Annotated in this window: 17 protein-coding genes; 14 read left to right on the top strand and 3 right to left on the bottom strand. The window is 40.7% G+C overall.

Annotation, left to right across the window (positions count from 1 at the left end):
* Positions 1 to 15: 15 nt before the first annotated feature.
* Positions 16 to 474 (bottom strand): zinc ribbon-containing protein, encoded by a 459-nt coding sequence (locus PMAN_RS03820; protein WP_010555995.1) that lies wholly within the window; start codon positions 472 to 474, stop codon positions 16 to 18.
* Positions 475 to 764: 290 nt separating this feature from the next.
* On the opposite strand from PMAN_RS03820, the gene leuS reads away from it, so the two are divergent.
* From leuS to lipA, 13 genes are all read left to right on the top strand, one after another.
* Positions 765 to 3,353, top strand: a complete 2,589-nt coding sequence (leuS, locus tag PMAN_RS03815; RefSeq protein ID WP_010555994.1) for a leucine--tRNA ligase — start codon at positions 765 to 767, stop codon at positions 3,351 to 3,353.
* Position 3,354: 1 nt separating this feature from the next.
* A complete protein-coding gene (locus PMAN_RS03810; RefSeq protein WP_006793400.1) occupies positions 3,355 to 3,846 on the top strand; it encodes an LPS-assembly lipoprotein LptE in 492 nt (163 codons plus the stop codon).
* Positions 3,846 to 4,883 carry a DNA polymerase III subunit delta gene (gene holA, locus PMAN_RS03805; protein ID WP_010555993.1) on the top strand — a complete coding sequence of 346 codons (1,038 nt, stop codon included), beginning with the start codon at positions 3,846 to 3,848 and terminating at the stop codon, positions 4,881 to 4,883. The genes PMAN_RS03810 and holA overlap by 1 nt, the downstream gene beginning before the upstream one ends.
* 24 nt (positions 4,884 to 4,907) lie before the next feature.
* Positions 4,908 to 5,543, top strand: a complete 636-nt coding sequence (nadD, locus tag PMAN_RS03800) for a nicotinate-nucleotide adenylyltransferase (RefSeq protein ID WP_010555992.1) — start codon at positions 4,908 to 4,910, stop codon at positions 5,541 to 5,543.
* 55 nt (positions 5,544 to 5,598) lie between these two features.
* On the top strand, positions 5,599 to 5,916 hold the full coding sequence (gene rsfS, locus PMAN_RS03795; RefSeq protein WP_010555991.1) for a ribosome silencing factor: 318 nt from the start codon (positions 5,599 to 5,601) through the stop codon (positions 5,914 to 5,916).
* Positions 5,917 to 5,953: 37 nt separating this feature from the next.
* Positions 5,954 to 6,424 carry a 23S rRNA (pseudouridine(1915)-N(3))-methyltransferase RlmH gene (rlmH, locus tag PMAN_RS03790; protein ID WP_002958522.1) on the top strand — a complete coding sequence of 157 codons (471 nt, stop codon included), beginning with the start codon at positions 5,954 to 5,956 and terminating at the stop codon, positions 6,422 to 6,424.
* A 9-nt stretch (positions 6,425 to 6,433) separates the two neighbouring features.
* Positions 6,434 to 8,314, top strand: a complete 1,881-nt coding sequence (gene mrdA / locus PMAN_RS03785; protein ID WP_010555990.1) for a penicillin-binding protein 2 — start codon at positions 6,434 to 6,436, stop codon at positions 8,312 to 8,314.
* Positions 8,311 to 9,417, top strand: coding sequence for a rod shape-determining protein RodA (gene rodA / locus PMAN_RS03780; RefSeq protein ID WP_006793395.1), 1,107 nt, complete (start codon positions 8,311 to 8,313; stop codon positions 9,415 to 9,417). Before mrdA ends, rodA begins: the two co-directional genes overlap by 4 nt.
* Complete coding sequence (locus PMAN_RS03775; protein WP_033034943.1) at positions 9,417 to 10,181, top strand: septal ring lytic transglycosylase RlpA family protein; 765 nt, start codon at positions 9,417 to 9,419, stop codon at positions 10,179 to 10,181. The genes rodA and PMAN_RS03775 overlap by 1 nt, the downstream gene beginning before the upstream one ends.
* 100 nt (positions 10,182 to 10,281) lie before the next feature.
* Complete coding sequence (locus PMAN_RS03770) at positions 10,282 to 11,445, top strand: serine hydrolase (protein ID WP_008128128.1); 1,164 nt, start codon at positions 10,282 to 10,284, stop codon at positions 11,443 to 11,445.
* A gap of 169 nt (positions 11,446 to 11,614) precedes the next feature.
* Positions 11,615 to 11,893, top strand: a complete 279-nt coding sequence (gene ybeD / locus PMAN_RS03765; protein WP_006793392.1) for a DUF493 family protein YbeD — start codon at positions 11,615 to 11,617, stop codon at positions 11,891 to 11,893.
* 19 nt (positions 11,894 to 11,912) lie between these two features.
* On the top strand, positions 11,913 to 12,566 hold the full coding sequence (gene lipB, locus PMAN_RS03760; RefSeq protein WP_010555988.1) for a lipoyl(octanoyl) transferase LipB: 654 nt from the start codon (positions 11,913 to 11,915) through the stop codon (positions 12,564 to 12,566).
* Positions 12,563 to 13,528, top strand: a complete 966-nt coding sequence (gene lipA / locus PMAN_RS03755) for a lipoyl synthase (RefSeq protein ID WP_010555987.1) — start codon at positions 12,563 to 12,565, stop codon at positions 13,526 to 13,528. Before lipB ends, lipA begins: the two co-directional genes overlap by 4 nt.
* An 84-nt stretch (positions 13,529 to 13,612) precedes the next feature.
* Here lipA and PMAN_RS03750 read toward each other — a convergent pair whose 3' ends face one another.
* Positions 13,613 to 14,890, bottom strand: coding sequence for a VCBS domain-containing protein (locus PMAN_RS03750; RefSeq protein WP_033034973.1), 1,278 nt, complete (start codon positions 14,888 to 14,890; stop codon positions 13,613 to 13,615).
* Positions 14,891 to 15,110: 220 nt separating this feature from the next.
* Between PMAN_RS03750 and PMAN_RS03745 the strand changes: the two genes are divergently transcribed.
* Positions 15,111 to 15,353 (top strand): RNA recognition motif domain-containing protein, encoded by a 243-nt coding sequence (locus PMAN_RS03745; protein ID WP_006793389.1) that lies wholly within the window; start codon positions 15,111 to 15,113, stop codon positions 15,351 to 15,353.
* 156 nt (positions 15,354 to 15,509) lie between these two features.
* On the opposite strand, the gene PMAN_RS03740 is transcribed toward PMAN_RS03745, so the two are convergent.
* Complete coding sequence (locus PMAN_RS03740) at positions 15,510 to 15,725, bottom strand: TIGR02450 family Trp-rich protein (protein ID WP_008128120.1); 216 nt, start codon at positions 15,723 to 15,725, stop codon at positions 15,510 to 15,512.
* Between the last annotated feature and the right edge of the window lie 99 nt (positions 15,726 to 15,824).

The following is a 15,824-nucleotide window of genomic DNA, read 5'->3' as shown; positions in this document are numbered from 1 at the left end:
ACTTAATACATATGCTTAAGGGTGCAGTGCCTTACGACTAAAATAGATTCCATCACACTCAATACACGGTAAAATTTGTGTGGCGTGATAAACATCGTAACTATGAGTGCAATTCTTACATACTAATGTGCCCATGGCTATCCATTCACCTGCGTGATACACCCCATTATGTTTAAAATCTTGGTTTAAGGATTGCCATTCCAGCTGAGTTTTGTCTTCTATATGTGAAAGTTCAAACCATAAAGACTCTTTAAGTTCTTGCCATGCAAGCGAATTATAGTGGGAATCGTTCTCGCTAAGGTGCTCTATGTCACGTTTTAAGTAGTTGCGGTAGAGCTGATATTTTTCCTCACCTAAATTTTTAAGTGCTTGCTCTGATTCAACAAAACGAGTTACCGCATCTTTTACCTCATGATCTTTGATGTCTTTTAGCCACGCGCTTAAATCACTAAGCCATGCTTTATAATCTGCCATTATGTACTCCTTCAAAATTGCTAATAAACGAGTTGGGTTGACGCAATATTTATGAATCTTTACTCAGGCCACTAGGTAACATTTTATAATGTGATTAGAAAACCCTAAACTGAGCAAATTTCAATCTACACAGGTCAACACGCCTGACGTTTAACATAGATAAGTATAGGTTAATCTGACATGAAGGTTACAATTTAGCAAAACGGTGTTTTTGACGCTGTGAATAGTGCTTTATTTGGGTTATCCTATCGGCAATTTTTTATTAGTTTGCAAGAAGTCTGGAATCGTAGATGCAAGAGCAATATAACCCGCAAGATATAGAGTCAAAAGTACAAAGCTACTGGGAAGAAAATCAAGTATTTAAAGTCACTGAAGATGAGAGCAAAGAAAAATATTACTGTCTTTCTATGTTCCCTTACCCGAGTGGTCGACTGCATATGGGTCATGTGCGTAACTACACCATTGGTGATGTTGTTTCTCGTTTCCAGCGCCTGCAAGGCAAAAACGTAATGCAGCCTATGGGCTGGGATGCGTTTGGTTTACCTGCAGAAAACGCCGCTATTAAAAATAAAACAGCGCCTGCAAAGTGGACTTACGAAAACATTGATTACATGCGTAACCAACTTAAGCAATTAGGTTTTGGTTACGATTGGGATCGTGAAATTGCAACGTGTCACCCAGAGTACTATAAGTGGGAGCAGTGGTTTTTTACTAAGCTTTACGAAAAAGGCTTAGTGTACAAAAAAATGTCGACCGTAAACTGGGATCCGGTTGATCAAACTGTACTTGCTAACGAACAAGTTATTGACGGTCGTGGTTGGCGCTCTGGCGCTGTGGTTGAGCAAAAAGAAATCCCGCAGTGGTTTATTAAGATTACCGACTACGCACAAGAGCTTTTAGACGATTTAGACAAATTAGAAGACTGGCCTGAGCAAGTTAAAACCATGCAGCGCAATTGGATTGGCCGCTCTGAAGGTTTAGACATTGAGTTTACGCGTACCGATAACAACGAAAAGTTTAGCGTATACACCACTCGCCCAGATACTTTTATGGGTGTAACTTATCTTGCCGTTGCCGGTGGACACCCTATTGCCCAAGAAGCCGCTAAAAACAGCGATGCGATTGCAATGTTTGTTGAAGAATGCAAAAACACCAAAGTAGCCGAAGCAGATATGGCAACAATGGAGAAAAAAGGTATTGCAACTGGCTTTTACGCAACTCACCCATTAACAGGCGAGCAAGTGCCTATTTGGGTGGCTAACTTTGTGCTTATGCATTACGGCTCAGGCGCGGTAATGGCAGTACCTGCCCACGACCAACGTGATTTTGAGTTTGCAAATGCATACGGCCTAGATATTAAACAAGTTATTGCGCCAGTTGAAGGCTCAGACCTTGAAGTAAACCTAGCGCAAGAAGCATTCACCGAAAAAGGTGTATTAGTAAACTCTGGCGAATTTGACGGATTAGACTTTTCAGCAGCGTTTAATGCGATTGCCGACAAACTAGAAGCACTAGGCGTGGGTGAGCGTAAAGTAAACTTCCGCTTACGTGACTGGGGTGTTAGCCGCCAACGTTATTGGGGCTCTCCAATTCCAATGCTGAGCGACGAAAACGGCAACGAGCTTGCTGCAACAGAAGATATGTTACCAGTTCGCTTACCAGAAGACGTGGTAATGAATGGTGTAACATCACCAATAAAAGCAGACCCTGAGTGGGCTAAAACCACAGTTAACGGCGTACCTGCTACTCACGAAACTGACACCTTCGATACTTTTATGGAATCGTCTTGGTATTACGCACGTTACTGTAGCCCACGTTACGACGAAGGCATGTTAGACCCAGCAGCCGCTAACTATTGGTTACCTGTAAACCAATACATAGGTGGTATTGAACACGCAATTTTACACTTATTGTACTCACGCTTTTTCCATAAACTATTACGTGACTTTGGTTTAGTAAATTCAGACGAGCCATTTGACCGCTTACTATGTCAAGGCATGGTATTGGCTGAAACGTTCTATCGTAAAGATGAGAAAGGTGGTGATATTTGGATTTCACCAAGCGATGTAGAAACAGAAACTGACGAAAAAGGTCGAGTTACTAAAGCATGGCACAAGGAAGATGGCGAACCAGTATTTTCTTCAGGCATGAGCAAAATGTCTAAGTCTAAAAATAACGGTATAGACCCACAACAAGTAATTGCACAATACGGTGCTGATACAGTGCGTTTATTCATGATGTTTACTGCACCACCAGAACAAACACTTGAATGGTCAGACTCTGGCGTTGAAGGCGCACACAGATTCTTAAAACGTGTATGGAAATACGCAGTAGACGTGAAAGCGGCAGGTTACCAAGCACTTGAAAAGTCTGCGCTTACTAACCCACAAAAAGTACTTCGTCGCGAATTACACAAAGCCATTGCAAAGGTAAGTGATGATGTTGAACGTCGTCAAACGTTTAACACGGCGATTGCTGCCATCATGGAGCTGTCTAATAAGTTAATTAAAGCGCCACTTAACGATGCACAAGACATTGCCATTGCAAATGAGGCACTTGAAGCGTTAATCATTATGCTTGCCCCTATTACGCCGCATTTATCTCATGAGTTGTGGGAAGAGCTTGGTAAAGAAGGTGATATTTTAGATGCAGCATGGCCAACAGTTGACGAATCAGCCCTGGTTGAAGATGAAAAGCTCATCATCGTTCAAGTAAACGGTAAACTTCGCGCTAAGCTAACTGTGGCAGCAGATGCAACGCAAGAACAAGTAGAAACACTTGCCTTTGCAGAAGCTAACGTAACTAAATTTACTGATGGTAAAACCATTCGTAAGATCATTTACGTGCCAGGTAAACTACTTAACGTGGTTGCTAACTAATATGGCTGTATTTAAGGCCATTAAAAACGGGCTAGCCTTAGCGCTAGTCTGTTTTTTGTTATCTAGTTGTGGGTTTCACTTAAAGCAAGCGTCAAGCCTGCCTGATAATCTAAAACTCATTACGCTAATTGGTGATGACGAAAAATCAGCTTTATTTGAACAGCTACAAAAAGAGCTGTTAGCAAGTGAAGTTGAACTTACCTCTTCATCTAAAAACGTAGCGCAGCTGTATTTACGTAAAGAAACCATAGAACGCCAAACGTTGTCGTTATTTAAAAATGGCCAGGTTGCTGAATACGAACTTGCCTATGGCGTTTCATATGTTCTAAAACACCCCAATAAAGATGCTATAGAAAAACGCTTTGAGCTTTATAGAAATTATCAAGACGACCCCGATAACGCACTTGCCAAAGCCAAAGAGCTAGAGCTGCTAATTAACGAAATTCGTAAGCAAGCAAGTCGTCGTATTGTTAGAGAGCTGTCGCAACTGTAATGCGCTGTTACGCTAATCAATTACCTAACGAATTAAACAAAGGCTTAAAACCTTTTTACTTAGTTTTTGGTGAAGAGCCTTTTCAAGAAGCACAGTGTGTTCAGCTAATTCGCGATACTGCCAAAGCACAAGGCTTTGATGAAGTAATTAAATTTACTTTAATGCAGGGGTTTGATTGGCAGGAAATAATAGCGCAATATCAAAGCATGTCGTTATTTAGTGCACGCACTATTATTGAGTTTGACCTAAACCAGCAAAAGCCCGGTGTAATTGGTAGTAATACCTTTAAGCGTGTCGTTGAGCTTGTTAACCCCGACACGATACTAATTATTAAAGGTGCAAAAGCGAGCCAAGAAGTACAACGCGGTGCCTGGTTTAAAGCGCTCGACAAACAAGGTGTATTTGTACCTTGTTACCCACTGACTGGCTCGCACGTAAAACGGTGGCTTGATGATCAATGTCAACGCTTGGCTCTTAACATGCAAAATGATGCCAAATTAAGCCTTATCAATGCTACAGAAGGTAACCTTTTAGCGTGTTTTCAGGAACTTGAAAAGCTCTCCTTACTGCATGGCAACGCACTTATTACCCAGCAATTGGTTATGCAAGGGCTATTAAATCAAGCCAAATTTGATATTTTTGATTTAAGCGATGCCTTATTAAATGGTCATGCCAAACAAGCCATTAAAGTTTTAAACAAATTAGCCAGTGACAACACTGAAGTTGTGAGTATATTGTGGGCGATTACAAAAGAGCTCAACACCTTGATGAATGTGCAATTGGGATTGTTAAATGGTGAGCCAATCGCCAGCTTATTTAAACAAAATGCCATTTGGAAAAATCAGCAAGGGCCGGTGCAAAATGCCGTTAATCGCCTAAATATTACTGTACTTGAGCAAATTAATAGTGATATTGCTTTATTTGATGCAAGCTATAAACAAGGCAACTTAATTGCTCCTTATCAGGCACTTGCACATATTTGTATTAAGTTTTGTCAACCGCTCGATATTCCTATGCCGTGTCACAGCCTTAATTAGTTGCTTAACCTGTTGGACAAAAAAATGATTGCTATTTTTGGTGGTACCTTCGACCCCGTTCATTTAGGCCATATTAATATGGCTCAGCAATGTGTAAGCGCATTTAATTTAAGCACATTGTATTTTATGCCCTGCGCACTACCTGCCCACAAAGCAGCACCAGGTATAAGCACAGAACATCGTGTTAACATGCTCAATGCGGCTATTAAACCGTACCCTCATTTTGCACTCGATTTAAGAGAGCTAGATCGTTCAGGCCCATCATACTCATTACTTAGCCTGCAAGAACTGCGTAAAGAGTACCCAAGTACACCTATTTTATTTTTGATTGGAATGGATTCATTTAATTCACTAAATAAGTGGTTTGAATGGCAAACAATTACTGAGCTTTGCCATATTGTGGTATATCAACGACCAGCGCAGAGTTGTCAGGTAACAGGTGAGCTTAAACACTACATGCAACATGCCCTCGTGGATGACCCCGCTCTTATTACAGAGCATTTAGGTGGTAAACTTTACTTTTTACCGGGTAAAATGCTTGATGCAGCTTCTAGTTCTATTCGTGATGATCTTAAAAAAAGTAACAAAAAGAATGAACTATTACCCGATGCCGTGAGTCATTACATACAAATGCATCAGTTATATCAAATTGATGCTTAAAAATGCCTAGCGTGTTAAAATACGCGCCATTAAATTTTTAAATTGAGACAAAACCTTGGATTCAAGACAACTACTCGCCTTTGCAATGGATAAAATTGACGATATGAAAGCGCGTGACATCGTTGACATGGACGTAACTGATAAATCAGACATTACCGATTACATGGTAATTTGTACTGGCACGTCTAAACGCCACGTTCAATCAATCGCCGACCACTTAGCAAAAGAAGCACGTCATGCAGATTCAGAGCCATTAGGCTATGAAGGCGAAAATGACGGCGAATGGGCACTGGTTGATTTAGGCGATGTGGTTGTACACGTGATGCAAACTGAAGCACGTAGCTATTACGATCTAGAAAAACTGTGGGGCTAACCACCCACTTGTTAAAAGCAACGCTTGGAAGTTATTCGTGAAAATACAAATGATTGCTGTTGGTACAAAAATGCCAGCGTGGGTAGAAACGGGATTTGCTGAATACCAGCGCCGTTTTCCCAAGGATATGGCTTTAGAGCTAATTGAAATACCCGCCGGTAAACGTGGCAAAAATGCCGATATAAAGCGTATTTTACATATTGAAGGCGAAAAAACATTAGCCGCTATTCCTAAAGGCAATCGTATTGTTACGCTAGAAGTCACTGGCAAAGCGCTAGATACTCACCAACTTGCTAAAAACATGGAAAAATGGCAACTCGATGGCCGCGATGTAAGTTTACTTATTGGCGGCCCTGAAGGACTTGCTCCAGAATGCATTGCTGCATCGGAGCAAAAATGGTCGTTATCGAACCTAACATTACCACACCCTTTGGTGCGAATTATTGTTGCAGAAAGCCTATATAGGGGCTGGAGCTTAAATAACAATCATCCCTATCATCGCGAGTAACGCCTTGCCATGCTAAAACAAAGACCCACTATTCGCGATCACTCCGCAGAAGCAAATTTGTTTGCACGGCGTGCATTTGTGGGTTTTGTTTTTGTATTAGGGTTAGTAGCTGTTTTAATTACTAATCTTTACAATATTCAAGTAAAAGACCACCAAGATTATCAAACCCGCTCCAACGACAACCGTATTAAAGTTATTCCTATTGCACCTAATCGCGGTTTAATTTACGACCGAAACGGTGTACTGCTTGCTGAGAACAAACCCGTTTATAATCTCGAGGTGATCCCCGAGGAGGTTGATAACCTTGAAAAATCACTTGAGCAAGTAAGCCAACTAATCACTATTACAGAACAAGAAAAACAAGATTTTTTAAAAGATATAAAAAACACGCGCCGTTTTAAATCACAAGTACTTAAAGCTCGCCTTGATGAAGCCGATGTTGCTACCTTTTCGGTTAACCAGCATAAATTTCCCGGTTTTAGTATCGAAGCCCGTTTAGCACGTTATTACCCATTCGGCGACACGCTTACTCATGCCCTAGGTTATGTTGCAAAGCTAAACCGAAAAGAGCTAAACAAGCTCGAACAAGAAGGCCAAGCCACAAACTATCGTGCAACCCACGATATTGGCAAACTCGGTATTGAAAAATACTACGAGCAACTCTTGCATGGTCAAGTCGGTTCGCAACGTGTAGAAGTTAATAACCGTGGTCGTGTTATCCGCACCCTGAGTATGCTTCCCCCACAGCCAGGTAGTGATTTAGTATTAACGCTCGATATTGGCTTACAACAAATTGCCCAACATGCACTCAAAGACATGCGCGGTGCGGTTGTCGTGATGGATGCAAAAGATGGCGGTATACTTGCGCTATATTCGAACCCAAGCTACGACCCCAATTTATTTGTACACGGTATTAGCAGTAAAAATTATAAAGCACTTCTCAACCCAGATCGCCCACTCATTAATAGAGCTACCCAAGGCCGATACGCACCAGCATCCACCATTAAACCGCATATGGCTATTTTAGCACTTGAAGAAAACATGGTGACGGAAGGAACAACCATGTGGGACCCGGGCTTTTTTGAAATACGAAATGTTGAGCACAAATGGCGCGACTGGAAACGTTGGGGGCATGGCCATGTGGATGTATACAAAGCCATTGAAGAGTCGTGCGATACGTACTTTTACGATACCGCGTACCGATTAGGCATTACAAAAATTAGTAATTTTATGGCGCATTTTGGTTTTGGCGACCTATCGGGTATAGATATACACGAAGAAACCACCGCGATATTGCCTTCAAAAGAATGGAAAGAAAACAGATTTAAAGAGTCTTGGTGGCCTGGCGATACAATTTCTGTAGGCATCGGCCAAGGGTATTGGACCGCCACACCCATTCAAATTGCTAATGCAACTAACATACTTGTTAACAAAGGGATTAACCACCCTCCTCACTTAGCGCAAGTGGCAAAAAAAGAGGACGATGTGGCCCAAATAAATAACGAAGAAAAGCCACCTGTAGTTCTGAACAATCCTGACAATTGGCGTATAGCCATAGACGCTATGCACAATACCGTAACTAAAGTCACAGGTACCGCCCACAAAGCGTTTAAGGGCGTAAACTACGACCCTGCAGGTAAAACGGGCACGGCACAAGTTGTGAGCATTGCACAAGGTGAAAAGTACGATGCAGAATCACTTAAAGAGCGACAACGCGATAATGCCATTTATGTGGGGTTTGCCCCTTACAATAATCCTCAAATAGTTGTGTCTATTGTTGTTGAAAATAATGGTGGTGGCAGCACGGTTGGCGCACCTATTGCCAGACAGTTAATGGATTATTACTTTGCAGCTAACCCTGTTGAACTGGCAAGGAATAACACCCTATGACCGCCCTGCATGACAAGCGCTCTATTTGGATGCGCATGCATTTAGATTTGCCTTTACTTATTGCCATTTTACTTATGATGGCTGGAAGCATTACGGTTGTGTACAGCGCAAGTGGCCAAGAGTCAGCGATGATGATAAGACACATGACGCGGATGGGTGTGGCCATCATTGCCATGGTAGTACTTGCACAAATTCCTCCCGCGACACTGAAAAGACTCACTATACCGATGTACTGCGTTGGGTTATTAATGCTGGTTGGTGTGTTGTTATTTGGTGTGAGCTCTAAAGGCGCGCAACGTTGGCTTGATTTAGGGTTAACTCGCTTTCAACCCTCTGAATTAATGAAGCTTGCAGTACCTATGATGGTAGCTTGGTATATTGGCCGTAAACATTTACCACCACGACCACTACACTTAATTTTTGGCTTTGCGATAGTAATGCTGCCAACATTATTAATTAAAGAGCAACCAGACTTAGGAACATCAATACTGATTGCAAGCTCTGGCATATTTGTACTTTTTTTATCAGGTTTGAGCTGGCGATTAATTAGCTTTTTAAGTGCAGCGGTTGCCTTAGCAGCATGGCCATTTTGGCAGTACGGTATGCATGCTTATCAACGACAACGCGTACTAACATTTTTAGATCCGGAGAGCGACCCTCTTGGCTCGGGTTATCATATTATTCAATCTAAAATAGCCATTGGTTCTGGCGGTGTCGAAGGTAAAGGCTGGTTGCAAGGTACACAGTCACAACTTGAGTTTTTACCTGAACGGCATACCGATTTTATTTTTTCGGTATTAAGTGAGGAGTTTGGCTTATTTGGTGTCTGCGTTTTACTTAGCTTGTACTTGTTTATAATTGGCCGCAGCTTATATATTGCAGTAAATGCACAAGACGCATTTGGAAAGCTGTTAGCTGGCGCACTGACTTTAACTTTTTTTGTTTATATATTTGTAAATATTGGCATGGTATCAGGACTACTACCTGTTGTTGGTGTGCCCTTACCCTTGATAAGTTATGGTGGCACATCGATGATTACGCTAATGGCCGGCTTTGGTATTATTATGTCGATTGCGACAGACAAAAGGATGCTTTTAAAATAATGCAACGTTTCGCTCAGACTCTAATAATCATCTTAATCGCTATCACTGTCAGTGCCTGTAGTAGTGGTTCGAGTGGGCGTTACCATATGCGCCATGATTCAGCCCCTCTTAGAGCTCCCACAGCGCTTGAAATGCAGGATGCTATTGTTACTGAGGTGCAAAAAAGTGCTAGTGCTTCTCGACCCTACGAGGTGCTAGGTAAACGTTACACCCCAATGCTTGACGAAACGGGTTACAAAGAAGAAGGCATTGCATCGTGGTACGGCAGAAAGTTTCACGGTTATCACACTTCAAACGGTGAAATATACGATATGTTTGCCATGACGGCAGCGCATAAAACATTACCTTTACCTAGTTTTGTTCGTGTTACAAACAAGCAAAATGGTAAGTCAGTAATTGTACGCGTAAACGACCGTGGGCCTTTTCATGATGACAGAATTATCGACCTGTCATATGCGGCCGCATACAAGCTAGGCTACTATACACACGGTACAGCAAAGGTTAAGCTTGAAGCAGTTACGCTTTCGAATTCTGCTGCTAATAAAACGTATATTCAAGTAGCTGCAGGCAGTACATTGGCAAATATTGAAGCCCTTGCACAACGCTTACGCCAACAATATAAATTACCAACAAACATTGTAAAAAAAGACACTATTTACAGATTGCATTTGGGGCCAATACAAAACGCCCAACATGCAGAAAAAATATTAAAAAAATTAAAACAAAATCAATTTCAAAACGCGTTCTTGCTTTACACTCAGTAAGACAAATACCCAAACCAGCCTAACCACACTCGCATCTCGGGGGTGTTTGGGTATAGAATGGCGTAACGCGAATTTTTAACTTTAACCATTAATGAGTATGATGAAATCAATTAAACATAAAATCCTCAAAGGTGTATGTGGCTTAGTTTGTTCAGCCGCCGTATTTTCAGCCAGCGCCCAAATTATTCCGGCACCACCTCAAGTTAATGCAAAGGGTTATTTTTTAGTAGACTTTACAACAGGTAAGGTTATTGCTGAAGGCGAAGCCGATACTAAACTTGCGCCAGCAAGCTTAACTAAAATGATGACCAGTTATGTAATTGGTACAGAAATTAAAGTTGGTAACATAGCCCCTACCGACATGGTTACAATTAGCGAAAAAGCATGGGCAAAAAACTTCCCAGAATCTTCAAAAATGTTTATCGAAGTGGGTAAGCAAATTAGTGTTGATGAGCTCAATCATGGCATTATTATTCAATCAGGTAATGACGCCTGTGTTGCTATGTCTGAGCACATAGCAGGCAGTGAAAGTGCTTTTGCCGACTTAATGAATGCTCACGCTGCTAAATTAGGTATGACTAACAGCCACTTTATTAATAGCCATGGCCTTGATACTGATGAGCACTATACTACACCACGTGATATGGCCACGCTAAGCGCCGCACTTATCAGAGATGTACCTGAAGAGTATGCTATTTATAAAGAAAAATCATACACCTACAATGGTATTAAGCAATACAATCGTAACTCACTATTATGGGATGAAAGCTTAGACGTAGATGGTATAAAAACAGGCCACACATCTGAAGCTGGCTACAGCTTAGTTACATCAGCCACTAAAAATGGTATGCGTTTAATTGCTGTTGTTATGGGCACCTCAAGCGAGCGTGCACGTAAAGTAGAAAGCAAAAAACTACTTAACTACGGCTTTCGCTTTTTTGAAACAATTACACCTTACAAAGCGGGCGACAGCTTTGCAGAGCAGCGCATTTGGATGGGTAACAAAGAAAATGTATCGTTAGGTATTTTAGAAGACACACCTATCACTATTCCACGTGGTCAGCATAAAAACCTAAAAGCTAACTTTGAGCTAGACAACACCCTTGAAGCGCCATTAGCTAAAGGCACTAAAGTAGGCACTTTATTCTTGCAACTAGAAGGGGAAGACATTGCGCAATACCCACTAGTGACACTTGAAGAAGTGGAAGAAGGCAGCTTCTTTAGTAAAATTTATGACTACTTACGTTTACAGATCATGCAATAACTTGTAAATGACTAAGTATATATAATTTAAGCGCCTCCATTGTGAGGCGTTTTTTTTTGCTTGAAAAATGCTAGAATGCGCCCCATATATGCATCACTGCTAAACGCCTATCTGTATTAAGCTTCGTGCTTTACATAGAGTTCACACTTTTGTATGAGGAGTCACTAACGTGGTTCAACCAGTTAAAAATACTAAATTTGATGAGTACTTAGAGTACCCTTGCCCATTTACATTTAAAATTATGGGTTTAGCCAACGTTAATTTAACAGATCAAATATTAGCAAAATTACAACCTATTGCTCCGGGCGACTACGCACCAAAAGTAAAACCAAGCAGTAAAGGTAATTATGAGTCTGTTACGCTAGTAGCTACGGTTACAAGTGGTAAACACATTGAAGAAATTTACAACGTGATCAGTAATATCGATGACGTACGCCATATGCTTTAAGCCATAGTTGAGATTTGATGTGAGCGAAAACACTTTAATCGTACGCCAATTAGGTCGCAAGCGTTACATGCCTATTTGGCAAAAAATGCAAGACTTTACCGATACACGTGATGAAAACACCCCTGATGAAATTTGGCTTGTAGAGCACGAAAGTGTATTTACTCAAGGCCAAGCAGGAAAAGACGAGCATTTACTTGCCCCTGGCGACATTGAAGTAATTAAAGTTGATCGCGGTGGCCAAGTTACCTACCACGGCCCTGGCCAACAAATGATGTACGTATTATTTAACCTACGTCGTTTAAAGATAGGTGTGCGTGAACTTGTTACTTGGCTCGAAGAGTGCATTATAGAGTCGCTTGCTGAATACAATATTGAAGCATACGCTAAAGCCGACGCCCCTGGTGTTTACGTTAACGACAGCAAAATTGCATCATTAGGTTTAAGAGTTCGCCGCGGCTGCTCATTTCATGGCTTAGCATTAAATGTTAACATGGACCTAAGTCCATTTTTACGCATCAACCCGTGTGGTTATGCCGGTATGAATATGGTGCAAACAAAAGAATTAGAGGGTCCTCAAAACCTACAAAGCGCAGGTGAAGGACTCGTAAAACACATGATTAAAAAGCTTAATGCAGCACAGGTTAAGCATACTGAAGGGTTTGAAAACGAATGAGTAAACCAGTCAAAATGGAACCAGGTGTAAAACTACGCGACGCAGAAAAAATGGCGTTGATCCCCGTTAAAGTTTTACCAACAGAAAAAACTGAAATGTTGCGTAAGCCAGAGTGGCTTAAAATTCGCTTACCAAAGTCAACAGAGCGTATTGACGGTATTAAACAAGCCATGCGTAAGCACGGCTTACACTCAGTATGTGAAGAGGCATCGTGCCCAAACCTATCAGAGTGCTTTAACCACGGTACAGCAACCTTTATGATTTTAGGTGCTATTTGTACGCGTCGTTGCCCATTTTGTGATGTTGCTCATGGTCGCCCATTAAAACCTGATGCAGCAGAGCCTGAAAAGCTTGCACTAACAATTAAAGACATGAAGCTTAGCTACGTTGTAATTACTTCGGTTGACCGTGATGATCTTCGTGATGGCGGCGCACAGCACTTTGCCGATTGTATCCGTGAAATTCGTAAGCACAACCCAACCATTACCATCGAAATTTTAGTACCCGATTTCCGTGGCCGTATGGACCGTGCTCTTGAAATTTTAATTGAGACACCGCCTGATGTGTTTAACCACAACCTAGAAACAGCACCGCGTTTGTACAAGCTTGCGCGCCCAGGTGCCGATTACAAATGGTCGTTAGAATTACTTCGTCGTTTTAAAGAAGCACACCCAGAAGTAAAAACTAAGTCTGGCTTAATGGTTGGTCTAGGTGAAGAGATTAGCGAAATAGAAGAAGTACTTCGTGATCTACGTGCTCATAACGTTGACATGCTTACCGTTGGCCAATACTTACAGCCTTCTAAGCATCACTTGCCAGTTAAACGTTACGTGCCACCAGCGGAATTTGACGCGTTGAAAGAGTACGCTGATGAAATTGGCTTTACACATGCAGCCTCTGGCCCATTCGTTCGTTCAAGCTACCACGCTGACCAACAAGCTGCCGGTAAAGAAGTAAAATAATTACTTTTAAAATGTATTAAAAAAGCCCTTGGTAATTAAATTACTAAGGGCTTTTTTGTGGATTTTATAATTGTATTATGTCGATTACTTTATTAAAGAACCTTTCTTAATCACAAAATCAGCAAATCGTACCTGCTCTTCTTCAGCGCGAAGGCTATCGGTCTCTACTATTGAGCGGTAAATTCCCCATTTAGGGCGTGCAAAGTCATCATCGCTTACGCCTCGCCACATATCTATATTTTGCTCGTTTATATTCAATAGCTCTTCATTGTCGCTTAAGCGGGTAAGGGTCATCTCAAATTGCCCCTCCTCGCTAAATGTGGCTTGAACAAAAACCTGTATCCACTCATCGGTTATAAGTGACCAATCTGTTTCTAAAAGGTTTTTATCAAGCCCTGTACTGTTACCGTTTTCATCAAAACCTGCGCTATATCTTACTTGTAACTGGTTCCCTGTACTGTTTTTTTGAGCACCAGAGAGCGTAATGATAGGTTGATCGTCGTTGCCATTGGTATTGTCGTTGGTATCGTTACGGGCTTTTATTTGAAAAAAGTGACTGAATTTACTCGTTAACTCAAGCTCACTACTTACTTTAAACTTCCAGTTGTATTGTACGGTTTCATTTTCAAAAGCAAGCGTTGCCGGGGGTGATTTATCATAGGACTTAATTTCGTTACGCTGACGATCACTCGGGCCTTTGTCTTTATCTTGGTCTTCATCGCGATGAGCTAAAAATACAAAGTGATTACCTATAATATCGTCTGTATCTTCCACTATATGTATAACACCTTCATGATTCCCGCTATACATATCAGGCGATTCAATTGAGCCTTCACTAAATACAGTTTCTATTAACGTATAAGCGCTGAGGCCTAAATTAACGCCATCAGCATTTAGGGTTGTTTCATCGCTTACTACAAAATTATCTGGCTGTACTACGCCAACAACGGTAATGCTTATTGTCGCTTTAGTGCCATCCGCAGAGCTAATTACTATTTCATCAAGTAATGTGTCACCTATATCTAATGCGGTAACGTTTGTGTCAGCGAGGTCCAAGGTGTAAGACCAACTACCATTGCTTGAAAGATTAAATATACCATAACGTGTTTGACTGCTCGTCTGAGTAATAAACACCGCCTCACCAGCTTGCTCATCTGTTATAGAAAGCTCACCCACAACTGCACTTTGACGATTGCTTTCTATATTTGCTGATATTTCCCCACTGATAATTGCGGCAGATTGTACCGACAGCTCAGTGCTGACTAACTCATTTTTCGAACTTGAACTCCCACAGCCCAATAATGAAAAACTTAAAAAGCACACAGTATAGATATTTAATACACTCAAACGAAATATCGACATAACAAACCAGCCCAACACATTAATGGTAAGTAAACTTTTAAAAATATAACTTACCAATTATTAATTTTAATAACTAGTTATTTATTACCAATAACTCATTATTCGCTTTTAGGGCTAGTTAAGTGTTTTAAACTAATAGAAGTAACGATGCTAAAAATATAATTAGGTTAAAACCAAGTTACTTGAGATAATCTAACCGATACCATTATTTAGGTTAAATATGAAATTATTAGTTCGTAACTTATCTCGCACTACATCAGAGCAAGATCTTCGTACATTGTTTTCAGCGCACGGCAAAGTGACTACCTGTAACTTAGTACTCGATAAAGAAACCGGCCAATCTAAAGGATTTGCCTTTGTAGAAATGCCAAACGATATTGAAAGCAAAAGCGCTATTAAAGCACTTAATCAATTAACCGTTGATAAAAGTAAGATTCGCGTAAAATACGCAGATGAAAAATAGCTGTTAGCTAAACACATTTTTAAACCAGCTAAATGCTGGTTTTTTATTGTTGGTATTACTTTTTATCAATCTCATCTTCCCTAAAATTGATGGTTTTAAACTACTTTAACTATATATTTAAAGTTCAATCTATTGATTTATATAAATTAATTAAAATTATTTCCAGCCTTGACGCCATTTTTCTGTGTTTTTAAGATCGCGCCAACTAATGGGGTATTGGTTTTTAGAAAACACAGACTCAGTAACACACGCTATCACGTTAGCATCTTCATCGTACTCTACCTCCACAATTACAAAATGCTTTTCTTTATTAATGGCAGGCGTTGCAGTCCATTTGCTATTGAGTAATTTTTTTGGGTTTATGTTATTCATAAAATTTAAAGTTTCTTGTCAATTTGTAAGGCTTAATACGTGCAATTATGTTTTCAAGCTCAATTAATCACTCTTAAATAAAAGCGTTAACGACTTCTC

The organism is Pseudoalteromonas marina (assembly GCF_000238335.3).
In the GTDB taxonomy this organism is placed as follows: domain Bacteria; phylum Pseudomonadota; class Gammaproteobacteria; order Enterobacterales; family Alteromonadaceae; genus Pseudoalteromonas; species Pseudoalteromonas marina.
This window is presented reverse-complemented; position numbering and strand designations above follow the sequence as displayed.